Here is a 25,072-nt window from a genome sequence, read left to right as displayed (position 1 = left end):
GACACCATGCGGCATACCGCAGCAACGCTTCCGCTCGCCCTGCTGAGCTTGGCCATCAGCGGCCAGCTGGCAGCACAGGCCAACACCACCAGCGGCACCCGCCAGCTGGATGCCGTCAGCGTCACCGCCGTGCGCGGCGCACGCAGCGTGGCCGAGATCGCCGGCACCGTGTACGCCATCGAGCGCGAGCAGATCACCCAGCAGACCGCTGCCGGCCGCAGCACTGCCGACATACTTGGCCAGCTGGTGCCGTCACTGGCACCGGCCAGTGGCACCACCAGCAACTACGGCATGACCATGCGTGGCCGCAGCGTGCAGGTGATGATCGATGGCGTGCCGCTGACTGGCGCACGCGATGGCTCACGCCAGCTCAACAGCATTTCGCCAACTATGATCGAGCGCATCGAGGTGATCTCCGGTGCCACCGCGCTATACGGCGCCGGTGCCAGCGGCGGCATCATCAACATCATCACCCTGCAGCCGGGCGATGCACCGGTGCAACTGGCCAGCCAGCTCGGCCTGCGCATGCCCTCGGATGTATCCAGCGACAACCTTGCCTGGAACGCTGCGCAGACCATGACCGTGCGTGGTGAAACTTTCAGCGGTGCCTTTGGCATCGCCTATGGCCGCCAGGGCGCATCGCTGGATGCGCATGGCCGCCGCATCGGCCCGGAGATTGCCCAGACCGACCGCCAGGACACCGAGACCAAGGAACTCAACGCACGCCTGGAGTGGGCGCTTGCGCCGGCACAGCAGCTCAGCGTGGGCCTGCGTTGGTATGACGACCAGCAGGACAGCGACTACGGCCCGGATTACGGCCCGCGCCTGGCGGTGCTGTTCAACCCCGCTTTCCAGCCCAGCCACAACGCCGTCGATGGCCTGCAGTTGAACGCCCAGCCGCGCACCCACCATCAGGGCGTCAATACGCAGTACCGCAACCGCGATGTGTTCGGCGGCCAGGAGCTGAGCGTGGAAGCCTATTACCGCAATGAGCAGGGCCGCTGGTTCCCGTCGGTGTCGACACTGGTGCATCCGGCGCTGCCCGGTGGCTATACCTATGTGGCCATGCAGTCCAATACCGACATCGACGTCTGGGGCCTGCGCAGCGCCCTGCACAAGGGTTTTGATATCGGCGGACGCAACCTGCAGCTGTCCTACGGCGTTGACCATGAGCGCGAAGAGGACAGCCAGCGTGGGCAGATGTACGACATCAACACCTTCATCGCCAGCAATGGCTTGAAGTACACGCCGACTGCCCAGTACGCGATGGGCCCGGATGTACGGGTTGATACCACCGGCCTGTTCCTGCAGGCCGATCACGCGCTGAGCGAGCGCTTCAGCGTGCAGGCCGGCGTGCGTCATCAGATCCTGCGCAACAAGGTGGAGGATTCGCTGCCGTATACCGAGGCGATCACTGCCGACGCGGTGGCCGGCTATCAGCCGAAGCTGCTGGCCGGTGGCCGCGTGCGCCATTCGCAGACGCTGTTCAATGCCGGCGTGGTCTACAAGTTCAGCGACGCGCAGCAGCTGTTCACCAACTTCTCGCAGGGCTTCAGCCTGCCCGATACGCAGCGCATGCTGCGCGACGTACCGGCCAACTTCGTCATCGACAGCCGCAACATCGGCCCGATCAAGGTGGACAACTACGAGCTGGGCTGGCGTTTGAACAATACGCAGCTGCAGAGTGCGGTGACGGCGTTCTATAACCGTTCGGACAAGACCGTGCAGTTCAACCGCGACTACAGCGTGTCGGTCGCCGACACCGATGAGCGCGTATATGGCGTGGAAGCCAACCTGCGCTATACGCCTACCGCGCAGCTGGAACTGGGCGCGAGCGTCGCCAGCACCCGTGGCCAATACCGTGATGCCGCCGGCCAGTGGCGCGAGCTCAATGCCTTCCGTGTCTCGCCGTTGAAGGCCGGTGTGCATGGGCAGTGGCGCTTTGCCAATGACAGCCTGCTGCGTTTGCAGGGGCAGGCCGTGGGTGGCACGGATGATGCGTGGCGTGATGCGCAGGTAGCGGCAGTCAGTCCGACGATCCGCGCGACGCCGGCGGCGAAGATCCGTGGCTATGCGGTATTCGATCTGATTGGCGAACTGCCGCTGGCGGGTGGACGTTTCAGCGTGGGTGTCTACAACCTGGCTGATCGTGAATACAAGACAGTGTATGGGCAGCAGGCGGAAGCGACCTACGGCAAGTTGTCGAGCGTGCCGGCACAGGGAAGGACGTTTGGGATTGGGTATCGGGTGGAGTATTGAGGCTGGTGCTTTCACTTGAAGCCCCTCTCCTACGGGAGAGGGGTTGGGGAGAGGGAGGCTCTAGCAGCCAGACCCGTTGCCTTAAAACCCTCACTTACCCTGCCCCCGAGCCAGCTTGCTTCGTCCCCTGCCTGCGAAGCCCAGCGGAAAATGTATAGCCTGCAGCATCGCCCGCTCTTTACCCCACCTTGATTCGTGCCGATAAGTACGCGTTCGCCTACATTTAGAAAATGTCTTCGAACGACTACTTTTAGTCGCCAGCACCCACACGATGTTGAGATCAGCTTACTAATTCCTCACACACCTGAATGTCTTCGAACGACTACATTTGCCCCACTGTAACCGATCGCATACATTTGCCCCATGAGCGTCCTCAAGACCCCTACTGATCTGGGCAATGTGATCCGCCAACGCCGCAAGGCCCTGGGCTGGGATCAGGCCCGGCTTGCCCAGGAAACCGGCGTCAGCCGGCAATGGATCATCGATATTGAGAAGGGCAAACCTCGTGCAGAGCTACAGCTGGTGCTGCGGACGCTCAATGTACTGGGTGTTGAACTTGATGCCTCTGCTCGAGACATCCCTTCGCCCGCCAAGAACGAAAAGCCGACATTGGTACTGCCGAATATTGATGACATCGTCAATAACAACCGCAGTGCACTTTCTTATACAAACATTGCCGCTAACTATCACCAGCTGAAGAGCCTGAGCCACCCACAGAACGTGGCAGATGCAGCACGCGAGCAGATCATGAAGCTGTCCCGCCCTCAAAGTGCCGCTGATGCAGCACGCGAGCAGATCATGAAGCTGACTCGTCCTCAAAGTGCTGCTGATGCAACACGCGAGCAAATCATGAAACTGACTCGCCCCCAAAGTGCCGCTGATGCAGCACGCGAGCAGATCATGAAGCTGACTCGTCCTCAAAGTGCCGCTGATGCAGCACGCGAGCAGATCATGAAGCTGACTCGTCCTCAAAGTGCCGCTGATGCTGCACACGAGCAGATCATGAAACTGACTCGTCCTCAAAGTGCCGCTGATGCTGCACGCGAGCAGATCATGAAGCTGACTCGTCCTCAAAGTGCCGCTGATGCTGCACACGAGCAGATCATGAAGCTGACTCGTCCTCAGAGCGTCACGGATTCAATTCGTGAATTGGGTGATGGAAAATCAGAGCGCAGGACGGGGGGAAAGAGAAAGCCGCCTCTCTCGACAAAAGGAAAACGATCCCCAGGGAAGGAAAAGTAATGGTGCTCAACATCCTGCTATCCGGCCGCGTCGCAGGTCAGCTTGATGTGGATGGAAATGGGGCTCCGAGGCTTACTTACAGCACCACATGGGCAGATGCTATCGGTGCCTACCCGCTATCTCTCAGCCTACCAATCACTCAACAGATATACCCTGCAGCGACCGTCTCGGCGGTGCTGTGGGGCCTCCTGCCAGACAATGAAAACCTGCTGCAACGCTGGGGATCGCGATTCCATGTTTCCCCGCGCAACCCAGTGGCGCTTCTTTCGCACGTTGGTGAAGATTGCGCTGGTGCTGTGCAGTTCGTCAGCGACGATCGTCTGGAGGACGTTTTGTCTGGTCGTGATGATCAGATCGAGGTCTTGGACAATGAAGAGTTGGCCACCCGCCTACAGCGCTTGCGTCAGGACAATGGCATGGCGCGCACCGTAGATGATGTCGGGCAGTTCAGTTTGGCTGGTGCGCAATCGAAAGTTGCTCTACTGCGACTGGACGATGGCAGCTGGGCCATCCCTGCCGGACGCATTCCCACCACCCACATCCTGAAACCACCAGGCGGCGACTACGAGGGTTTTGTCGAGAACGAAATGTTTTGCCTGCGTCTGGCGCGCGCGATAGGGCTTCCAGCGGCGGAAGTCGAGAAGATAAGCATTGGTACGGAAACTGCCATCTGCGTTCATCGCTACGACCGTGTTCAAATACAGGGCGACCTGCACCGCGTGCATCAGGAGGATTTTTGCCAGGCGTTAGGGGTCATGCCGCAAATCAAGTACCAGAGCCAGGGCGGCCCCGGGCCAGCTCAGCTGGCCAAGATGCTATGGGACCACTCTTCGCAACCCCACACCGACGTGGGAACACTGTTTCAGGCGCTGGCCTTCAACTACCTGATCGGCGGCACAGATGCGCACGCAAAGAATTACTCCCTGTTGTTCGGCGCAGGCGGCAATGTGCGACTTGCCCCGCTATACGACATCTCCAGCGCGCTGCCCTACCCGCATCTGCAGCAGCGCAAGATCAAGATGGCGATGAAAATCGGCAGTCACTACCGCTGGTGGGACATCCGTCCGGAAGACTGGCAGGCCACCGCAACAGCCATGCGATTGGACCCTGCGTCGGCACTACAAACGTTGGCTGTGATGTGCCTTGCGTTGCCGGACGCCGCACAACAGGTGCAGCAAGGAATGCAGGCCGAGGGCATCGCACACCCCGTGCTTGATCTTCTGGTCCAGGAAATACGCCTTTCCTGCAATCGCTGCATCAGCAAACTCGAAGCCGCATAGCATCCTTGGGGCAATGAGCCAGCGCCCCTGCGGGCGCTGCCACCTTTCCACCAGCGCGATTCAACGCCGCGCCGCCAAAATCCGCGTCAACAGATCTGCCGTCCCCGCAATCCGCCGCAGATGCGGATAGCGCAGTCCTTCGCGGTAGTCGACACGCACGGTGCGGAAGCTGTCCGCCTGGCGCACGATCAACTCGATCGGTGTGCTGTTCTGCCTTCCGTCCGTCACTGCCTGCTTCAACCGGCCACCGCTGTACGCCAGGCCATTCACCGCAACCACCGTCACGTCCTTGGCCAAGCCTGCCTTGAAGGCCGGGCTGTCCCAGCCAACGGCCTGCAGCACGCCATCGCTGCCAACCTTCAGGCCCAGGGAATACTGCAGGTCGGTCACGCCATCGGCCTCGCCGTCGGCAATCACCAGGTTCGGCTGATCGTCGTAGTACAGCTCCCAACCCGCAGCTGCCAAGCCATCCGGCGCCTTGCCATCATGTGCGTCCAGGCGGCTGCCGATGAAGGCGTCCCAGTTGCCGGGTTGCACCGCCTCCAGCCCCTGCATCACGTCGGCGCGGTCGTACAGGCGGATCTCGCCCTGCTTGCCGCCCTGGTGGAAACGCTTGGCGAAATCGTCCAGCGTCACCTTGCCCTTCGACAGGCTGCGCAGGCGCGCGTCCACGCCCAGCCACAGCAGCGTGCTCTCGTTGTAGAACTCGAACGCACGCTGCCAGTCGGCCCAGGCCTGCGGCTTGGAATTGAAGTCGAGGATGCCCTGATGCACGGTGTCGTGCAGGTCGCGCCACTGCCGGCCCGGCTGGGTTGCGTAGTTGGCCTGCAGCTGGGCCAGCATCGCCATCGCGTAGTCCGGCTTCCACAGCCCGGAGCGGGCTGCCAGTACCACCGCCCAGTACTGGGTCTGGCCTTCGTACATCCACAACTCGTCGTTGTGCATCGGCGCGTTGTAATGCGGCACCCAGGTTGGGCGCGGGCGCCAGGCCTTGCCTACCCATGCGTGCGCGTACTCGTGCGGCAGCAGGTCGTTGTCGAGGAAGGGTCGCTCGCCACGCAGGTAGCCGTCGTGCATGCCGTTCTCGCTGCTCTGCGCATGCTCGAGGCCGATGCCGCTGAACACGTCGGATACCGCCAGCAGGAAGTTATAGCGCGTATACGGGCGCGAACCGAATACCGCGTCAGCCTCGCGCACCAGCGCGCGGTGTGCGTCCAGCACCTTGGCATCGGCCTGCAGGCCCTGCGGGTTTTCGCCGACCACGTCCAGCCACACCGGTTGCTTCGACGCATCATCCAGTGCGAAGCGCTTGAAGTACTGGCCGGCGAATACCGGTGAGTCGATCAAGGTCATCAGCGACACCGGTGCGTACTGCTCGTTGCCGCCGCTGCGCTGTGCAACGTCCAGCGCGGTGCCACTCTGCCAACCGTCGGGCAGGCGCAGGCTGGGCTTTACCTGGATCCCGCGTGCGTCATAGCCGGCCGGGTACAACAGCACGCGATGCCATTGCAGGTCGAGCATGTTCGGTGTCATCGCCACCCGGCCCTGGTCGCTGGCGGTTGGCGAGAGGTACTGGAATTCGATATCCAGCACGCTGACACCTTCGGGCACCTGCAGCTTGAAGGCGTACATGTCGCCGGAGTCGCGCGTCCACTGCAGCACCTGGCCGTTGCCGCGGATGACCAGCCCGGCCATCTGGTTGATCGGACCGGTTGGCGCGTGATTACCGGGGATCCACTGCGGGTACCACAGGGTCAGCGCGCCGGCCGATACCGGGATGCGTTGATGCACCCGCTGGATGCGGCGCTGGATATCGCTGGCATCCACCTCCAGCTCGATGACGCCCGGATAGCTTGCCTGTACCTGCATCGCCGCCGCCCGTGCATCCAGCGGCTGCGCCTGCGCACATGCCAGCGGGGCAAGGCCCAGCACCATCGCCACCAACCACTTACGTCCCTGCATCACGCCCCGCCCCTTGCCTGAAGTCACTGCATCCTAGCCCGCCCGGCTTCAAACACGCACCCGTCGCCATACCAGGCAGCGGTTGTTGGCCGGCATCGCCACGTCGTCGCGCAGCTCCAGCTGTTGCGCGCGAGCCAAGGCATCAACCGACTCGAAGTCGCGGATGCCCGAGCGCGGATCACGCGCCTTCAGCCAGCCATCGAAGTTGCGGTTGCTGTCGCTGGTGAAGGCACCGTTGTAATTGAACGGCCCGTAGGCGATGAACAACCCATCTGGCGCCATCAGCGACGGCAGCCCGGCGAACAGCGCCTGTACTTCTTCCCAGCCCATGATGTGCAGGGTGTTGGCACTGAACACCGCATCGAAGCCGGCAACGCCGTCATGCACCGGCAGCGGCGGCAAGGGCTGCAGGCCTTCGCCAATCACGGCCTGAAGTTCCAGCGGCGCGGGCGTGTTGGGCAGCACCGCCTCGTCCAGCCACTGGTGTATCCCGGGCAGGTAGTCGCGGTGATCACTGGCCTGCCAGCGCAGCCAGGGCATCGCGCCGGCGAAGTGCACGGCATGCTGGCCGGTGCCGCTGCCGATCTCCAATACAGCGCGGGCCTGGCCCAGGTGCTGTTGCAGCACCTGCAGGATGGGCGCGCTGTTGCGCTCGCAGGATTCGGAGTAGGGCTTGCTGGTCATCGTTTTGGGGCCTTGGGGATGCGTGGCAGATTGTGCCGCAGTGGCTGTTTACCGCCATGCATGACCATGGTCACTTGTGTGTGAACCCCTGCCGCGCCGAGATTCCAAGGTCCTGTGCGGTGCAAGGCATCGCTGGCCCTGGAGTTCTACCGCTCATGCAACGCCGTCAGTTTCTTTCGCTTTCCGGCCTCGGCCTCGCCGGGTTCATGCTGCCCAATGCCCAGCTGATCGCGGCCGAGGAGTTGCTGGCACCGGCCGATGTGGCCAAGAAGAAACTGCTGGCCGACACCGTGCTGGCGCTGGCCAAGCAGGGCGGTGCCAGTTACTGCGACGTGCGCATCGGCCGCTACCTCAACCAGGCCATCGTCACCCGCGAAGACAAGGTGCAGAACGTCACCAACAGCGAGTCGGCCGGGGTCGGCATCCGCGTGATCGTCAACGGCGCCTGGGGCTTTGCCGCCAGCAACCAGTCCACCCCGCAGGGCGTGGCCGCCGCCGTGGCGCAGGCGATTGCCATTGCCAGGGCCAACGCGAAGATCCAGACCAAGCCGGTGCAGCTGGCACCCACGCCGGGCGTGGGCGAGGTGCAATGGAAGACGCCGATCCGCCAGAACGCGATGGCGGTACCGGTCAAGGACAAGGTCGAGCTGCTGCTGTCGATCAATGCGGCGGCGATCAATGCCGGTGCCAACTTCATCAATTCGCAGCTGTTCCTGGTCAACGAGCAGAAGTACTTCGCCTCCAGCGACGGCTCCTGGATCGACCAGGACGTGCACCGCATCTGGCTGCCGTTCACCGCCACCGCCGTCGACAAGGCCAGCGGCAAGTTCCGCACCCGCGCCGGACTGTCGGCGCCTGCCGGCATGGGTTGGGAATTCCTGGACGGCAACGCCGCCGACAAGCATCAGCTGCCTGGTGGCGTGATCGGCTACGGCCATACCTACGACCCGGTTGAAGACGCCATCGCCGCGGCCAGGCAGGCACGCGCCAAGCTCACCGCCCCGTCGGTGAAGCCGGGCAAATACGACCTGGTGCTGGACCCGTCCAACCTGTTCCTGACCATCCACGAAAACGTCGGCCACCCGCTGGAGCTGGACCGCGTGCTTGGCTACGAAGCCAACTACGCCGGCACCAGCTTCGCCACGCTGGACAAGCGCGATGCCGGTTTCCGCTGGGGCAGCGACATCGTCAACTTCACCGCCGACAAGACCGCGCCTTACAGCCTCGGTGCGGTGGGCTACGACGATGAAGGCGTGAAGACGCGCAAGTGGGACCTGGTCAAGGACGGCATCCTGGTCAATTACCAGGCCACCCGCGACGAGGTGCATATCCTCGGCGAGAACGCCTCGCACGGCTGCAGCTATGCCGATTCGTGGAAGAGCGTGCAGTTCCAGCGCATGGCCAACGTGTCACTGGCGCCGGGCAAGACGCCGCTCACCCCGGCGCAGATGGTCAAGGACGTGGAGAACGGCATCTATATCCACGGTCGTGGTTCGTACTCCATCGACCAGCAGCGCTACAACGCGCAGTTTGGTGGTCAGCTCTGCTACCAGATCAAGAATGGCGAGATTGCCGGCATGGTCGAGGATGCGGCCTACCAGATCCGCACGCCGGAGTTCTGGAATGCCTGCAGCGCGATCTGCGATGAGCGTGACTTCCGCATGGGCGGCTCGTTCTTTGACGGCAAGGGCCAGCCTGGACAGGTGTCGGCGGTGTCGCATGGTTCGGCGACGACGCGCTTTGATGGGGTGAACATCATCAATACGGCGCGGTCGTTGGGGTAAGGCATAGAGCTGCCCTCACCCCAACCCCTCTCCCGCAAGCGGGAGAGGGGCTATCAGATCGCAAACTTGGGTGGCATACAAAGCCCCTCTCCCATCGGGAGAGGGGTTGGGGTGAGGGTACGGGCGAAGCCGCGCTACAGTGGGTTGCCAGCAATAGCGATGGGGTACCGGCGAATGCTCAAGCACGACGCAACCCGTTTGTCGTCTTTGATCCCAGCCACCGGGCTTCGTCCCTACCCTCATCCGCCCCTTCGGTTCACCTTCTCCCGAAGGGAGAAGGTGAACCGCCTCACCGCGTCGTGTATCCACCATTGACCAGAATCGTCTGCCCGGTCATCCACCAGCCCTCGGATACCAGGAAGCGCACCCACGGCACGATGTCTTCGATGTCGGTCAGCCCGGTCCTGGAGAACGGCGACAGCGCCGCTGCAGTCTTGTGGTACGCGACCGCATCGGCACCTTCGGCAGGATAGAAGAACGGGGTATCCATCGGCCCCGGGCCAATCGCCGTCACCGATATCCCGCGTTCGCCAAATTCCTTCGCCGCCGCACGGGTGTAATGCTCCACCGGCGCCTTGGTGCCGGCATAGCTGGAATAGAACGGGGTGAATGCACCCAGCAAGGACGTCACCAGCGTGCATGCCTTTCCGTTGTCGGCGAGGTTGCGGCCGGCTTCCTTGAGGAAGAAGAACGCGGTCTTGTTGTTCACCGCATCCATGCCGTCGAACTCGGCCTCGCTGATCTGTGTCATCTGCTTCTTCAGCACCTTGCCGACCGTGTTGATGGCGATATCGATGCGGCCCATGGCCTGCTTCGCGTCATCGAACAACTGCTCCATCGCCGCAGCCGAGGTCAGGTCGGCCTGGAACAGGTGCGCATTGGCGCCGGCCGCACGCACCGCCTCGGCCGTGGCCTCGGCTTCGGCGCGCGCAGCCTCGCTGTTGTAGTGGATGGCCACGCTGCTGGCCCCCTGCTTGGCGAAGTCGCGGGCCAACAAGCCCCCCAGGTTCTTGCCGCCGCCGGCAATGAGGACAGTCTTGCCGTGGATGCGATGGTCGGTCATTGCGAACTCCTGTGGCTTGGGGAATGCCAACAGAGCCTATCGACTTGGATTTGCGGATAAAGACGGTCATTCTGACTTCACTTGTCGGCCTATCCGTACAATCGCCATGGATCGTATCGAGCTGTATCGCGTTTTTGTGCGGGTAGTGGACTGCGCTGGCTTCACCCGCGCGGCCGATCAGCTCAAGCTGCCGCGCTCCACCGTGTCGGAGGCGGTGCGCACGCTGGAACAACGCTTGGGCACCCGCCTGCTCCATCGCACCACCCGCCAAGTCACGCCAACCCAGGATGGGCTGCTGTTCCATGCGCGCTGCCAGCAGCTGATCGCCGATGCGGACGAGGCCGAGCAGTTGTTCCGGCAATCGCCACAGCGTTTGAGCGGGCGGCTCAAGGTCGATGTGCCCGGCCGCATCGGCCGCCTGATCATCGCCCCTGCTTTGCCCGGCTTCCTGCAGGCGCACCCGCAGATCGATGTCGAGCTGGGCATGACCGACCGCAGCATCGATCTGGTCGAAGATGGCGTGGATTGCGCGCTGCGGGTTGGGCCGCTGCAGGACTCGCGCCTGGTCGCACGCGGCATTGGCCAATTGCCGCTGATCAATGTAGCCAGCCCCGCCTATGTGGAGCGGCACGGCATGCCCATGCATCCCTCGCAGCTCGGCATGCATTGGGGTGTGCTTTACGCATCGCCCGGCAATGGCCGGGTCGAGGCCTGGGAATGGCGCGAGAATGGCATTCTTCGCAGCCAGCCCTTGGCGGGGCGGGTCACCGTCAACAGTGCCGAGGCCTATATCGCCTGCTGTATCGCCGGCTTGGGGATGATCCAGATTCCCGCGTACGACGTGCATGCCGAGCTGGCGGCTGGCAGCCTGCTGGAAGTGATGCCCGGGCATCGCGCCGATCCCATGCCGATGCACCTGCTGTTCCCGCATCGTCGCCATCCTTCCCAACGGCTGCGGGTGTTCGTGGACTGGTTGCAGCAGGTGCTGCTGGAAGTGGTTGGGTGATTGGATGCTTTGCCTGCTTGCCGGCAGGCAAAGCAAAAGCGCAACCCCTCCCCAACCCTCCCCTTCGCTGCGCGAAAGGGAGGGAGCGGTCCGTGCAATCGCGGAACTGCTTACGACCTTTGCTTGTGCCCCCTCCCTTTCGCGCAGCGAAGGGGAGGGTTGGGGAGGGGTGAGCTCCTCGCAGAAATCCCAAATAAATCGCCAGTCCATGCCTAAAGTCACTACCGCTGCAAACACCTGCCCGCAAGAATCGAATGGTTCGCAGACCACCGCGAAGCCATCGTCGTTTGTTGCCGTAGCGCCCGCCTTGCGGGCCTTGCCCCGTGGAGAGCAGCCTTGCAGAGACGTGACTTCCTTGCCCTGACCGGGCTTACCGCTGGCGGCCTGATGGTGCCGTCCTTCTTCGGCAAGGCCATCGCCGCCGAACAACTGCTGACCGCGCTAGACCCGGCCCTGAAGAAGCGCCTGGCCGACGACGCGCTGAATGCGGCCAAGGCCGCCGGCGCCACCTATTGCGACGTGCGCATCGGCCGCTACCTGCGTCAGTTCGTGATCACCCGCGAGGACAAGGTCCAGAACGTGGTGAACACCGAGTCCACCGGCACCGGCATCCGCGTCATCGTCAACGGCGCCTGGGGCTTTGCCGCCACCAACGACCTGAGCCCGGCCGGCGTGGTCAAGGCCGCGCAGCAGGCGGCTGCCATCGCCAAGGCCAATGCCAAGGTGCAGACCGCGCCGGTGCAGTTCGCCAAGGCGCCCGGCTACGGTGAGGTCAGCTGGCGCACGCCGATCAGGAAGAACGCGATGGAAGTGCCGATCAAGGACAAGGCCGACCTGCTGCTGGGCGTGAACGCCGCAGCCATCGGCGCCGGCGCCAGCTTCGTCAACTCCATGCTGTTCCTGGTCAACGAGCAGAAGTACTTCGCCTCCACCGATGGTTCCTACATCGACCAGGACGTGCACCGCATCTGGGCGCCGATGACGGTCACCGCCATCGACAAGGCCAGCGGCAAGTTCCGCACCCGCGACGGCCTGTCCTCGCCGATGGGCCTGGGCTTCGAATACCTGGATGGCGAGGCCTCGGGCAAGACCGTGCTGCCGAACGGCGTCATCGTCTACGGCCAGTCCTACGACATGCGCGAAGACGCCATTGCCGCCGCCAAGCAGGCGCAGGAAAAGCTCAAGGCGCCGTCGGTCAAGCCGGGCAAGTACGACCTGGTGCTGGACCCCTCGCACACCTGGCTGACCATCCACGAGGCTGTTGGCCATCCGCTGGAACTGGACCGCGTGCTCGGCTACGAAGCCAACTACGCCGGTACCAGCTTCGCCACCCTGGACAAGCGCGAGCAGCACTTCCAGTACGGCAGCGACAAGGTCAACATCTTCGCCGACAAGACCCAGCCCGGCTCGCTGGGCGCGGTGGCCTACGACGACGAAGGCGTCAAGACCAAGCGCTGGCCGCTGATCACCGACGGCAAGCTGGTCGACTACCAGACCATCCGTGACCAGGCACATATCCTGGGCAAGACCGAGTCGGACGGCTGCTGCTATGCCGACTCCTGGTCCAGCGTGCAGTTCCAGCGCATGGCCAATGTGTCGCTGGCGCCGGGCAAGACCCCGTTGTCGGTGGCCGACATGATCAAGAACGTCGAGAACGGCATCTACATCATCGGTGACGGTTCGTTCTCCATCGACCAGCAGCGCTACAACGCGCAGTTCGGTGGCCAGCTGTTCTACGAGATCAAGAACGGCCAGATCACCCGCATGCTGGAAGACGTGGCCTACCAGATCCGCACCCCGGAGTTCTGGAACGCCTGCAGTGCCGTGGCCGACGAACGCGACTACCGCCTGGGCGGCTCGTTCTTCGACGGCAAGGGCCAGCCTGGCCAGGTCTCGGCCGTGTCGCACGGCTCGTCCACCGCCCGTTTCGACGGCATCAACGTCATCAATACCGCGCGCAGCCTCGGCTGATCGTCAAGGAGCTTCTGAACCATGAGCATCTTCACCGAACAGGAAGCCAAGGCCATCCTGGACAAGGTCATCGCGCTGTCCAAGGCCGATGAATGCACCGCCACGCTGGCCGGCTCGGTCAGCGGCAACATCCGTTTCGCGCTGAACAACGTCTCCACCAGCGGCATCGTCAGCAACGCCGAACTGGCCGTGCAGGTGGCCTTTGGCAAGCGCGTGGGCACGGCCTCGATCAACGAGTTCGACGACGCCTCACTGGAGCGCGTGGTCCGGCGCGCCGAGGACCTGGCCAAGCTGGCACCGGAGAACCCGGAGTTCATGCCGGCCATCGGCAAGCAGGACTATAAGCCCAGCCCCACCTTCAGCGCCTCCACCGCCGCGATCGACCCGGATTTCCGCGCCAAGGTCGCGGCCGATTCGATCGCCCCCTGCCGCGGACACGGCCTGATCGCCGCCGGCTTCCTGGAAGACGGCAATGGCTTTGTCGCCATCGCCAACAGCAACGGCAACTTCGGCTACCAGAAGTCGACCAGCTTCGATTACACCTGCACGGTGCGCACCGAAGACGGCCGTGGTTCGGGCTGGGTGGGTCGCAACCTGAAGGACGCGTCCGACTTCAAGGCCGACCAGGACATCGAGATCGCCAAGCGCAAGGCCACCGAATCGGCCGAAGCCAAGGCCCTGGAGCCGGGCAAGTACACGGTGATCCTGGAGCCGGCTGCTGCTGCAGGCCTGATCAGCTTCATGATGAATTTCTTCGACGCCCGCTCGGCCGATGAAGGCCGCAGCTTCCTGTCCAAGAAGGGCGGTGGCAACAAGCTGGGCGAACAGGTCTACGACCCCAAGGTGAACCTGTACGCCGACCCGTGGCACCCGGAAGCCCCGGTACTGCCGTGGGATGGCGAGGGCATGGCACGCGAGCGCATGGCCATCATCGAGAACGGCAAGGTCGCCAACCTGGACTACTCCCGCTACTGGGCTCAGAAGCAGGGCAAGACCGCCAGCGCCAATGCCGGCAACCTGCTGATGAGCGGCGGCACCAAGTCGATTGCCGAGCTGGTGCGTGGCACCGAGAAGGGCATCCTGGTCACCCGCACCTGGTACATCCGCATGGTCGACCCGCAGACCGTGCTGCTGACCGGCCTGACCCGCGACGGCACGTTCTACATCGAGAACGGCCAGATCAAGCACCCGGTGAAGAATTTCCGCTTCAACGAATCGCCGGTGATCATGCTCAACAACATCGATGAACTGGGCAAGCCGGTGCGTGTGGCCGGTGATGAGTCCAGCTTCGTGATGATGATCCCGCCGATGAAGCTGCGTGACTTTACCTTCACGTCGTTGTCGGATGCGGTGTAAGGGCTCTGCTCTTGGCTTTGGTTTTCGCTTTGGTTTTCGCTTTGGCCTTGGCTTTTAACTTCGGCTTTTAACTTCGGCTTTTAACTTCGGCTTTTAGCTTTGGCTTTTAGCTTTGGCTTCTAGCTTTGGCTTCTAGCTTCGGCTTTTGCCTTTTGCATTTGAAGTTGCAGTTGCAGTTGCTTCATCCCTTCTCCCGCCTGCGGGAGAAGGTGCCCCGAAGGGGCGGATGAGGGGAAGCTTTTAAAGCTCTTGCTTCAAGGGCTTCAAAAGCGCCCTCACCCCAACCCCTCTCCCGCAAGCGGGAGAGGGGCTTTCAGCACTTTGAGATTGTGGCCCTTGTCCCCACCCCGTCTGACGCGAGCGCAATTCCTTCACCTGCTGCTGGGCGGCGCGGTGAGCGCTGCGTTGCCGGGCATCGCGCGGGCGCAGGCCAGCCGCTACGACTTCTGGTTTACCCGCCTGCGCTACGACTCCGGTGACTGGGACGTGGACGCGCGCATGCCGTCCAACCTGATCACCTCGCTGGTCGATTACACCACCCTGCGCGTGGACCCCAAGGAACACGTCGTCGCCTTGTCCGACCCGAAGATGCTGGCCGCGCCGTTCTGCTACCTGGCCGGCCACAAGCTGGTCGAGTTCAACCCGGAAGAGCGGCGCAACTTCGAGCGCTATGTGCGCAACGGCGGCTTCGTCTTCGTCGATGACTGCAACCACGACATCGACGGCCTGTTCGCCACCTCCTTCGAAGCACAGATGCGCAGCATCTTCGGCGCCAACGCAATGAAGAAGCTGCCCAACACCCACGCCATCTACAACAGCTTCTTCAAGTTCCCCGAGGGCCCACCGGCCACCGGTTTCGAACTCAATGGCTGGGGTGATGACCTGGTCCACGACTACCTCAAGGGCATCGAGATCGATGGCCGGCTGGGCGTGCTCTACAGCAACAAGGATTACGGTTGCGAATGGGACTACGACTGGCGCAACAAACGCTTCCTGGCCGAAGACAACACCAAGTTCGGCGTGAACATCGTGATGTACGCACTGACGCACTGACGCACTGACCCCACAGGTGACCGCATGACCGCCCCCGATCCCAGCCACGATGTCGATTCCCTGCTGCCGCGCCTGAAAGAGCTGCGCAGCGCGCTCGCACAGGCCGTGGTTGGCCAGCACGACGTTGTAGAACAACTGCTGATCGGCCTGCTAGCCGGCGGCCACTGCCTGCTGGAAGGCGCACCCGGGCTGGGCAAGACCCTGCTGGTGCGCTCGCTCGGGCAGGCCTTGGAACTGCAGTTCCGGCGCGTGCAGTTCACCCCCGACCTGATGCCCAGCGACATCCTCGGTACCGAACTGCTGGAAGAAGACCATGGCACCGGCAAGCGCGCGTTCCGATTCCAGCAGGGCCCGATCTTCACCAACCTGCTGCTGGCCGACGAACTCAACCGCACCCCGCCCAAGACCCAGGCCGCGCTGCTGGAGGCGATGCAGGAGCGCACCGTCAGCTACGCCGGCACCACCTACGCCCTGCCCTCGCCGTTCTTCGTGCTGGCCACGCAGAACCCGATCGAACAGGCCGGCACCTATCCGCTGCCCGAAGCCCAGCTCGATCGCTTCCTGCTGCACGTCCGCGTCGACTACCCGACGGAAGCAGAAGAACGCGACATCCTCGCCCAGACCACCGGCAGCCACAGCGGCGCCGTACCCAAGGTGATGGACGCCGAGGCGGTGAAGGCCTTGCAGACCGCCGTGCGCGATGTGCACATCAGCCCCGACCTGCTCAGCTGGATCACCCGTCTGGTGCGCGCCAGCCGCCCCGGCGATGGCGCACCGGCCGAAGTGAACAACTGGATCAAATGGGGCGCCGGCCCGCGCGCCGGCCAATCGCTGGTGCTGGCCGCCAAGGCGCGCGCCCTGCTGCAGGGCCGCTTTGCCGCCACCCGCGAAGATGTGCAGGCCTTGGCTGCACCGGTGATGCGCCATCGCCTGCTGCTGTCCTTCGCCGCCGAGGCCGAGCACAAGAGCGCCGATGACGTGATTGCCGCGCTGCTGCGTGCGGTGCCGTTCCCCGCCTGATACGAACGCTGACGCATGGCTGCCGCCACGCCACCGCTGATCCCCGCCGATGTGCGCAGTCGCCTGCGCAGCCTGCGGCTGTGGCCGCAGCGGGCCAGTGGCAACCGCGGCATCGGTGCGCATGCCAGCCGCAGCCGCGGTGCCGGGCTGGAGTTCGCGCAGTACCGCGCCTACGAGCCCGGCGACGAACTGCGCCAGATCGACTGGAAACTCTATGCGCGCTCGGACCGTTTCTTCGTGCGCGAATCCGAGCGCGAAAGCCCGGTCACCGTCTGGCTGCTGCTCGACTGCAGCGCCTCGATGGGCCAGGCCGACCGCACACGGCCGGAATGGCAGCGGCTGGATGCGGCCAAGGCAGTGCTGGCCTGCGTGGCCGAGCTGGCCCTGCAGCAAGGCGATGCCTTCGGCCTGATCGCCCTGGGCGGTGACAGTGTGCAGTTGCTGCCGGCCGGCGACGGCCTGCGCCAGCGCGACCGCCTGCATCTGCAGTTGCATGCACTGCGTGCTGCAGGGCAATGGCCGCCACAGCAGAAGCTGTCGCCCTTGTGGGAACGCATCGCCAGCAATGATCTGGTGGTGATGATCGGCGATGGCTTCGATGCGGCGGAGGTCGAACTGGCCGAGCGCCTGGCCAAGGCCGGTCGCGATGTGGTGCACCTGCAGTTGCTGACCGTGGAGGAACGGGATTTCCCGTTCCGCGATGGTCACCGTTTCCGCGATCCGGAAACCGGCGATGAGCTGCTCAGCGATGGCGCCGCTGTGCGCACCGACTACCTTGCCCGCTTCAAGGAAGCACAGCGCGTACTGGATGCGCGCCTGCAGGCGGCCGGTATCCGCCATGACACCGGCTATCTGGATGAGGCCATCGACGCGCCCCTGCAGCGCCTGTTTGGCCGCCGCGCAGGGAACGGCGCATGAGCCTGCTGTGGCTGTTCCCGGCAGGCTTCATCGCCTTGGCCGCCTTGCTGCTGCCATTGCTGATCCATCTTGCCCGGCGCAGCGAACAGCGCATCATCGATTTCGCTGCACTGCGCTGGTTGTCGGCCAAACCACGGCCGCGCCGCCGCATCCGCTTTGACGAATGGCCGCTGCTGCTCCTGCGCCTGCTGTTGCTGGCCCTGCTCGCCGTGCTGCTGGCACGGCCGGCACTGACCGGCGTGGCCGACACGCAGGCCCGCGTCGCGGTGCTGCCCGGCCTGGACGTCGCCACCGCGCAAGCGGCCGTGGCTGCAACCGATGCGCAGTGGCTGTGGTTGGCGCCGGGCTTCCCACGCATCGATCAGAACAACGCACCAACGCCGAAGCAGCCTATCGCCAGCCTGTTGCGTGAGCTGGATGCCAGCCTGCCAGCCGACGCCACGCTTACCGTGGTGGTGCCGACGGTGCTGGATGGGCTGGATGCACAACGCGTGCAGCTCTCACGTGCGGTGCACTGGCAGGTAATCGAACAGGCCCCGGCAACGAACGCGGCGACCGTACCGCCAGCACCGCGCTTGCAGATCCGCCATGACGCGATCGGCACGCAAGGGCTGCGCTACCTCAACGCGCTGGCCAGTGCCTGGAACACCGCCAAGCCCGATACGGCGGGCGACGATACCGCGTTCACCGACACACAGGCACTGCACCTCTGGCTATCGGCCAAGCCATTGCCGGCGAGCGTGCTCGCCGAGCTGCAGGCCGGCAGTCCGCTGCTGGTGGACGCACGCACGCCGGTGCCTGCAGATGCACAACGCACGCCACTGTGGCGCGATGCTGCAGGCACGCTGGTACTGGAACAGATCAGCAGCGCGCAGGGACAGTGGCTGCGCTGGGCCGCACCGCTGCAGGCCTCCACCCTGCCGGTGCTGCTGGAGGCCGACTTTCCCGCACAGCTGCGCGCCATCGTGCAGCCACCAAGCATCCCGCGACGTGCGCTGGCGGCGGGCATGCAGCCGCAGGCCGGCGCTGCCGCCTACCCGCAGGCGGCAACCGAACTGAGCCACTGGCTGCTGCTGGCCATCGCCCTGCTGTTCCTGCTTGAGCGTTGGCTCGCCAGCGCACCGCGCCGCCGGGGTCCGCCATGAAGGCGCGCGAGCTGCTGCAGGCGGCACGAAGACGCCGCCTGCTGATCACCCTGGTAGCCGGCCTGCCGGTGGCGCTTGCGGTGGCCGCGCTGCTGGCGCGCATGCTTGGGCTGGACGCGGCCTACATCGTCGGCACCGGCGCAGCGCTGCTGGTAGCCGCAGTTGCGATGTGGCGCGCCCGCCGCCTGGATACACGCTGGCTGATCAAACGCCTGAACGAGCATCCGCGCCTGGAGGACAGCGCCGACCTGCTGTTCGCCGCCAGCGATAAGCTCAATCCGCTGCAACAACGCCAGCGCCGCCATGTCGAGCAACAACTGCAGCGCGATCCACCGGACCTGCGCCCACGCTGGCCGTGGCGCGCGGTGGTGCTGTGCTGGTTGCTTGCCATGCTGCTGGCCAGCGCCGCGCTGCTGTGGCCACGCGCAGCGGGCATGACCGGCACCGATGCCGGCCCCGCAACGACCGAGCGCACGGCACGCGGCCCCGCACCGGTACTGCGGGGCAGCTGGCTGCAGGTCACACCGCCCGCCTATAGCGGCCAGGCCGCAAGCGCGGGCGAAAAACTCGATGCGCGTGCCCTGCAAGGCAGCCAGCTGCAATGGCGCCTGCAGTTTTCGCCACAGCCACAACAGGCATGGCTGCAGTTCCACGATGGCCGCCGCGTTGCCCTGCAGCGCGATGGTGACGATTGGCGCGGCAGCGACGTAGTGCAGCGCGCAGGCCTGTACCGCATCCATACAAGCCCGGCCATGGCCGAGGCCGGCCGCGCCTATCGGCTGGAGGTGGTGGTGGACCGCCCACCGCAGGTGAAGGTGATCGAGCCGGCGCAGACACTCAACCAGGCCGCACCGCGCCAACGCAGCTGGAAGCTGCGCTTCGAGGCCAGCGACGACTTTGGCGTCAACAACACCGCAACGCTGGATATCACCACCGCCAAAGGCACGGGCGAGAACATCAGCTTCCAGCAACGCCAGCTCAGCCTGGGCGGCAGCGGCCCGGCCACGGCGCGACGCTTCGCCTATAGCGCCGATCTGGCCGCGCTTGGGCTGGAGCCGGGCGACGAAGTCGTCGCACGCCTCACCGTGCGTGACAACCGCAGCCCGAAGCCACAGGAGGCGCGCAGCGCCAGCCTGATCCTGCGCCTGCCCAGCGAGCAGCAGGTGCAGGCCAGCGATCTGGAAGGCGCAATCAAGAAGGTGATGCCGGCCTACTTCCGCAGTCAGCGGCAGATCATCATCGACGCCGAAGCCCTGCTGCAACAACGCGGCAGCCTGGACGCCGACACCTACACCAAGCGCGCCGATGCAATCGGCGTGGACCAGCGCATCCTGCGCCTGCGCTACGGCCAGTTCCTCGGCGAGGAAGCCGAAGGCGGCGCCAAGCCACCGCCGACCGGCGACCTGCCCACCGGTGATGCACCCACCGCCGACAGCCATGCCGATCACGCCGACGATGACGGCCACGACCATGGCGGCAGCAACGGCAGCACGCCGGTATTCGGCAGCGCCACCGACGTGCTGTCCGAGTACGGCCACACCCACGACCACGCCGAAGCCGCCACCCTGCTGGACCCGCAGACCCGCGCCATCCTGAAGTCCGCGCTCGACCAGATGTGGCAGTCCGAGGGCCATCTGCGCCAGGGCCATCCGGATCAGGCGCTGCCCTACGCCTACAAGGCGCTGGGTTTCATCAAACAGGTGCAGCAGGCCGAACGCATCTATCTGGCGCGCGTGGGCAGCGAACTGCCGCCCATCGACATGGCCCGACGCATGACCGGCAAACGCGATGGCCTGGGCAATCGTGGTGTACAGCTGCCGGCACGGCCTGCCGCCGACGGCGTGGTTGCCAGCGCCTGGCAGGCACTGGCCGCGCCCACCCAGGCCGTCGATCTGGATGCACTCACGCGTTGGCTGGACGCCCATCCCGATGCCGTGCCCGATCCGCTGGATGTCGTAGCCGCCATCGACGCATTGCGCCAGCAGCCCGATTGCCAGCGTTGCCGTCAGCAGCTGCGCGACCAGCTGTGGCCGGCATTGCGGCGTGCCGAAGGCCCGCCAGCACGTCGCAACGCCGCCGACGCGGGCGGACGCCGTTACCTTGAAGCACTCGGCACGCCAACGGAGCCCGCCCGATGATGTCCTGGCTGCCCTTGCTGCTGATCGTGCTTGCTGTGCTGCTTGGCAGCCTGCGCTTTGCGCTGGCACCACGCCCGTCCGCGCCCCGATTGGCCGGCCTGCTGGTGCTGCAGCTGCTTGCCGCCTTGCTGCTGTATTTCACCCTGCAGCCACCCGCGCGCCCCGGCCATGCCGGCACCTTGCTGGTGGCCAGCGCCGGCGCGGATGCCGCAGCGCTGGCGTCCGTGCCTGCCGAGGCCGTTGTACGCCTGCCAGAAGCACCGGCACTGCGCGGCGCAACGCCGGTGCCGGACCTGGCAACCGCGTTGCGCCAGCACCCGGGCACGCGCGACGTGGTGATCGTCGGCCAGGGCTTGCCCGCACGCGATCGCGATGCGGCCTTGCCGGCGGTGCGCTTCCTGCAGAACGCCGCGCCGCATGGCCTGGTGGAACTGCAGGCGCCGCCCTTGCTGGCACCGGGCGCCGGCTTCAACGTGCATGCCCGTGTGCAAGGCCTGCCCAGCGCACGCGTGGAACTGCTGGATCCGGCTGGCCATCGCGTCGCCATCGCCGCGCCGGACAAGGCTGGCCGCGTCACGCTCGGCGCCAGTGCGCGCGATGCGGGCGACGTGCTGTTTGCCCTGCGTGTGCTCGATGAGCGCGGCCAGGTGCTGGACCAACTGCCGGTGCCGGTACGCGTGCGCGCCATCACCGCGCCCGCCCTGCGCCTGCTGGCCGGCGCACCCGGGCCAGAACTGAAGTACCTGCAGCGCTGGGCCACCGATATTGGCGCCAACGTACAAACCAGCATGCTGGTAGGTGGTGGTCTTCAACTGGGCGATGCACCGGCGGCGCTGGATGCAGCCACGCTGGCACGCCTTGATCTGCTGGTGCTCGACGAGCGTCGGCTTGCGGCGCTGTCTACCACGCAGCGCAACGCAATCAGCGCAGCAGTCCGTGCAGGCCTGGGCTTGCTGGTGCGCACCAGCGGCGCGCTGGATGGCAATGCACGCCGCGCCCTGCGCGAGTGGGGCCTGCAGGCACGCGGTGGCGATCAGACCAGACCGGTAGCCCTGCAAGGCACCACCAATGAAGGACAGGACGCCGCCACGCTCAGCGTCGAGCGCTTCAACATCGACATCAGCAGCCCCGACGTCGTGCCCTTGCTGGTCGCGGCAGATGGCAGCGCGATCGGTGGCTGGCGTGCCCTCGGCCTGGGCCGCGTAGGTCTGCTGCCGATCACCGACAGCTATGCCTTGGTACTGGCCGGGCATGCAGGCGCGCATGCCGAGCTGTGGATTGCAGTGTTGTCAGCCGTGGCAAGGCCAAGCACCAACGCAGCCCCACCGGCGCTGCCGGCCTGGGCATGGAGTGGCGAGCGCATCAGCCTGTGTGGATTGAAGGCCCCGGTAAGCTTGATTGCCGAAGATGAAAGCCGCACTGCGCTGCTGCCCGATCCCGCAGCCGGTGGCTGTGTTGCCGCCTGGCCACAGCATGCCGGTTGGCACCGCATCGACGCGGCCGGGCAACAGGAAAGCCTGCTGCTGTTGGACTCGGCCAAGGCTGCGGCCATGCACGCACAGCAGATGCGCGAAGCCACCCTGGCGTTGAGCGGTGGTGTGACGCGTACCGCGCCGCTGCCCATCCCCGGTCCGCGTTGGCCGTGGTTGTTGGGCTTTGTGATCGTGGCCACTGCGTTGTGGTGGTTTGAGCGCCGACGCACGGTTCAATCCGCATCCGCCTGATTTCTACCTGCACTGCACGCGCATAACGTGCTGCGCGGTTGCGACGCACGTCCACCAAGGGCATGACAGCGATCACTGATTGATGCCGCTCTTCACCCATCGGCAACGTCGCTGCGGTAGAAACACGGGTGCAGGGGGTTCCAAGCTAGGGGTCCTACCGATGATGCACCGTCATACCGCCGTGCTGCTGTCTGCCGTCATCACCAGTGCCGTAGTTGTTCCCGCACTTGCCCAAACCGCCATCAAGGCACCTATCGCCGACACTGAACAGGTGTTGGAGATGCAGTTGAAGATGGAGGAGGCGCGCCTGCTGCCCTTGCGGGCGATGTATGTGCGCTATTTCCAGCAGGCTTACCGCCGCTACCCCAGCATCCCGCGTGGCACGCTGGAATCGCTGGCCTATGTGCAAAGCCGCTGGTCGCCCTTGCAACCCGATATCAGTGACCAGGACCACGCCCACCTGCGCATGCCACCGTCGTGGGGCGTGATGGGCCTGTATGCCGGCGGTGGCTTTGAAGACCAGGTGGGCGAAGCCGCCAAACTGCTGGGCGTTTCCAGCGCCGCTGTGCGCACCGATGCGGCGACCAACATCCTCGCTGCAGCCGCCTTGCTGGATGCGCAGATCCGTCAGGACCATCCCGCTGCCGCCACCGCCGGCGCTCCAGCGCCGGAGGCCATCCGCGCGGCCCTGATGCGCTATGCCGGCTATGCGCCGCGTGATGCAGGCGTTACCGCGCGCAGCGCGGTCGATGACTATGCGCGCACCAGCTTTGCCTATGACGTTCTGCTGGCCCAGGACCGCGGTGTCAACGACCGTGGCATCGTGGTGCCGGAGCGCGCAATCGCGTGGGAGCAGGCCTTCGACGCACCGCAACTGGTCACGCTACGCGCACCGATGGTGCGGCTGGATGTCAGCAAGGACCGCGTGGAAACCGATGCCTACCAGGTGGATCCGATCAGCGAGACCTTGCAGGCACGCAGTACCAGTGCGTCGAAGACGTTGGCGGCACCCGCACTGGATGCGGGCATCCAGAGCACCGACTATGGTCCGGCAATCTGGAGTGCAGCCTCGGCGTCCAACTACACTGCCTCACGCTCGGCGGCGGTAAGCGCGGTGACGATACACACCGCCCAGGGCAGCTATGCCGGCACCATTTCCTGGTTCAAGAACGCTTCCGCGCAGGTCAGCGCGCACTACGTGATCCGTTCCTCCGATGGCCAGGTGACGCAGATGGTGCGCAATGCGGATACCGCCTGGCATGTGCGCAACCAGAACAGCTATACGCTGGGCATCGAGCACGAGGGCTACATCGACAACAGCTCGTGGTACACCAATGCCATGTACGAGTCATCGGCGGCGCTGGTCCGCAGCTTCTGCAGCACCTACAGCGCGATCAGCTGCGCCAGCGCCTACAGCGGCGCGTCCAGCAGCGGCATCAACGTGCTGGCCACCAGCGTCAAGATCAAGGGCCACCAGCACTACAGCGGCCAAACCCATACCGACCCGGGCATCAACTGGAACTGGTCCAAGTACTACGCGCTGTTGAACCCGGGCAGTGGCGGCGGCACCGGTACGGTGACCTATCTGGATCGTTTTGAAAGCAGCGTGGGCCATTTCAATACCAGTCCCAGCTACTCGGGCAGCACCACCGGCATCAGCACCGCGTCCACTGCAACGCGCGATTGCACCACGCAGAAGAACGGCAGCTGTTCATTGCGGGTGTTGTTGAAGGACAACACCGCCAGCAGCGCGGCATGGGCGGTGCGGCTGTTGTCCGGCAGCGGCACGCCGGCCAGCAATACCGCGTTGACGCGCAGCAATGGCGTGGTGGGCTTCTGGGTGTGGAGTGGCGGCAGCGGTACGTCGGTCGGCTTGGGCATCGACGACAGTGATGGCACCGAGCGTTCGACCAGCAAGGCGATAGCGGCCAATACCTGGACCTATGTGTCGTGGTCGTTGAGCGATGCAGCGCAGTGGAATGCCTGGGTGGATGGCAATGGTGCGATCACCGCCAGCACCGTGAAGCTGGATGCGATATGGCTGTACCACGCCAACACCGCGTATGACGTCAATGTGTATATCGATGACGTGCAGATAAAGAACTGAGTGGGGTAATTTGGGTAGGTGTGGATCCGGTGTGCCCGGGGTTCCGCGTGAGGAGCCCCGGGTGCGCTGCGCTTACCCGGGCTACGGTTTGTGGGCTTTGGCAGCTGCTGTTTGCCCTCCCTTCTTCGCTTGCGTTAAGAACAGGCGGTTACGAGCCAACGGCTCGTGACTGTTCGTACGCCTCGCGCGCTACGCAGGGCACGGGCGCGGGGCGAGGTGGCCCAAGAGCCTTCCCCGCGAAGGCGGGGGCGGACCGGGGAAAGCTTTGGCTTTGGCTTTGGCTTTGGCTTTTGCAGTTGCTTTGGGTGAGGGGGAGGGTGTGGGGGCGGGGGTGGGGTGGGGTGGGGGTGGGGTTTTGTT

17 protein-coding genes are annotated in these 25,072 nt (G+C 64.8%); 14 read left to right on the top strand and 3 right to left on the bottom strand.

Annotated features, from left to right (window positions below; all coding sequences use genetic code 11):
* Nucleotides 1-6: 6 nt before the first annotated feature.
* The 3 genes from AC1VXC_RS13175 (at nt 7) to AC1VXC_RS13165 (ending at nt 4,781) form a co-directional block, all read left to right on the top strand.
* A complete protein-coding gene (locus tag AC1VXC_RS13175; RefSeq protein WP_481538305.1) occupies nt 7-2,259 on the top strand; it encodes a TonB-dependent receptor in 2,253 nt (750 codons plus the stop codon).
* Between the two features lie 363 nt (nt 2,260-2,622).
* The gene (locus AC1VXC_RS13170) at nt 2,623-3,501 is read left to right on the top strand and encodes a helix-turn-helix transcriptional regulator (RefSeq protein ID WP_481538306.1); all 879 of its coding nucleotides are present in this window, start codon (nt 2,623-2,625) and stop codon (nt 3,499-3,501) included.
* On the top strand, nt 3,501-4,781 hold the full coding sequence (locus tag AC1VXC_RS13165; protein WP_481538307.1) for a type II toxin-antitoxin system HipA family toxin: 1,281 nt from the start codon (nt 3,501-3,503) through the stop codon (nt 4,779-4,781). Before AC1VXC_RS13170 ends, AC1VXC_RS13165 begins: the two co-directional genes overlap by 1 nt.
* 60 nt (nt 4,782-4,841) lie before the next feature.
* Here the strand turns inward: AC1VXC_RS13165 and AC1VXC_RS13160 are convergent, their stop codons facing one another.
* Together AC1VXC_RS13160 and AC1VXC_RS13155 are read right to left on the bottom strand one after the other, a co-directional pair.
* Complete coding sequence (locus AC1VXC_RS13160; protein ID WP_481538308.1) at nt 4,842-6,743, bottom strand: M61 family metallopeptidase; 1,902 nt, start codon at nt 6,741-6,743, stop codon at nt 4,842-4,844.
* A gap of 48 nt (nt 6,744-6,791) precedes the next feature.
* Nucleotides 6,792-7,427, bottom strand: coding sequence for a DUF938 domain-containing protein (locus AC1VXC_RS13155; RefSeq protein ID WP_481528326.1), 636 nt, complete (start codon nt 7,425-7,427; stop codon nt 6,792-6,794).
* A gap of 155 nt (nt 7,428-7,582) precedes the next feature.
* Between AC1VXC_RS13155 and AC1VXC_RS13150 the strand changes: the two genes are divergently transcribed.
* A complete protein-coding gene (locus AC1VXC_RS13150) occupies nt 7,583-9,211 on the top strand; it encodes a TldD/PmbA family protein (RefSeq protein WP_481538309.1) in 1,629 nt (542 codons plus the stop codon).
* A gap of 289 nt (nt 9,212-9,500) precedes the next feature.
* Here the strand turns inward: AC1VXC_RS13150 and AC1VXC_RS13145 are convergent, their stop codons facing one another.
* Entirely contained in the window at nt 9,501-10,274 is a 774-nt protein-coding gene (locus tag AC1VXC_RS13145) for an SDR family oxidoreductase (protein WP_481538310.1), read from the bottom strand.
* Between the two features lie 106 nt (nt 10,275-10,380).
* Here AC1VXC_RS13145 and AC1VXC_RS13140 point away from each other — a divergent pair, with 106 nt between their 5' ends.
* The 10 genes from AC1VXC_RS13140 (at nt 10,381) to AC1VXC_RS13095 (ending at nt 24,712) form a co-directional block, all read left to right on the top strand.
* Nucleotides 10,381-11,280, top strand: a complete 900-nt coding sequence (locus AC1VXC_RS13140; protein WP_313493498.1) for a LysR family transcriptional regulator — start codon at nt 10,381-10,383, stop codon at nt 11,278-11,280.
* A 336-nt stretch (nt 11,281-11,616) separates the two neighbouring features.
* Complete coding sequence (locus tag AC1VXC_RS13135) at nt 11,617-13,251, top strand: TldD/PmbA family protein (protein WP_481538311.1); 1,635 nt, start codon at nt 11,617-11,619, stop codon at nt 13,249-13,251.
* Nucleotides 13,252-13,272: 21 nt separating this feature from the next.
* Nucleotides 13,273-14,607, top strand: a complete 1,335-nt coding sequence (locus tag AC1VXC_RS13130; RefSeq protein ID WP_313173879.1) for a TldD/PmbA family protein — start codon at nt 13,273-13,275, stop codon at nt 14,605-14,607.
* A gap of 336 nt (nt 14,608-14,943) precedes the next feature.
* Nucleotides 14,944-15,660, top strand: a complete 717-nt coding sequence (locus AC1VXC_RS13125) for a DUF4159 domain-containing protein (protein ID WP_481538312.1) — start codon at nt 14,944-14,946, stop codon at nt 15,658-15,660.
* Between the two features lie 24 nt (nt 15,661-15,684).
* Complete coding sequence (locus AC1VXC_RS13120; protein ID WP_481538313.1) at nt 15,685-16,680, top strand: AAA family ATPase; 996 nt, start codon at nt 15,685-15,687, stop codon at nt 16,678-16,680.
* Between the two features lie 15 nt (nt 16,681-16,695).
* The gene (locus tag AC1VXC_RS13115; protein ID WP_481538314.1) at nt 16,696-17,598 is read left to right on the top strand and encodes a DUF58 domain-containing protein; all 903 of its coding nucleotides are present in this window, start codon (nt 16,696-16,698) and stop codon (nt 17,596-17,598) included.
* Nucleotides 17,595-18,743, top strand: a complete 1,149-nt coding sequence (locus tag AC1VXC_RS13110; protein ID WP_481538315.1) for a BatA domain-containing protein — start codon at nt 17,595-17,597, stop codon at nt 18,741-18,743. The genes AC1VXC_RS13115 and AC1VXC_RS13110 overlap by 4 nt, the downstream gene beginning before the upstream one ends.
* Nucleotides 18,740-20,881 (top strand): hypothetical protein, encoded by a 2,142-nt coding sequence (locus AC1VXC_RS13105; RefSeq protein WP_481538316.1) that lies wholly within the window; start codon nt 18,740-18,742, stop codon nt 20,879-20,881. The genes AC1VXC_RS13110 and AC1VXC_RS13105 overlap by 4 nt, the downstream gene beginning before the upstream one ends.
* Entirely contained in the window at nt 20,878-22,605 is a 1,728-nt protein-coding gene (locus tag AC1VXC_RS13100; protein WP_481538317.1) for a carboxypeptidase regulatory-like domain-containing protein, read from the top strand. Before AC1VXC_RS13105 ends, AC1VXC_RS13100 begins: the two co-directional genes overlap by 4 nt.
* A 160-nt stretch (nt 22,606-22,765) precedes the next feature.
* A complete protein-coding gene (locus AC1VXC_RS13095; protein WP_481538318.1) occupies nt 22,766-24,712 on the top strand; it encodes an N-acetylmuramoyl-L-alanine amidase in 1,947 nt (648 codons plus the stop codon).
* The last annotated feature ends 360 nt before the right edge of the window (nt 24,713-25,072 follow it).

This window comes from Stenotrophomonas sp. STEN033, from assembly GCF_056856655.1.
The sequence above is the reverse complement of the archived record's forward strand: the minus strand, read 5'-3'. Positions and strand labels throughout refer to the sequence as shown.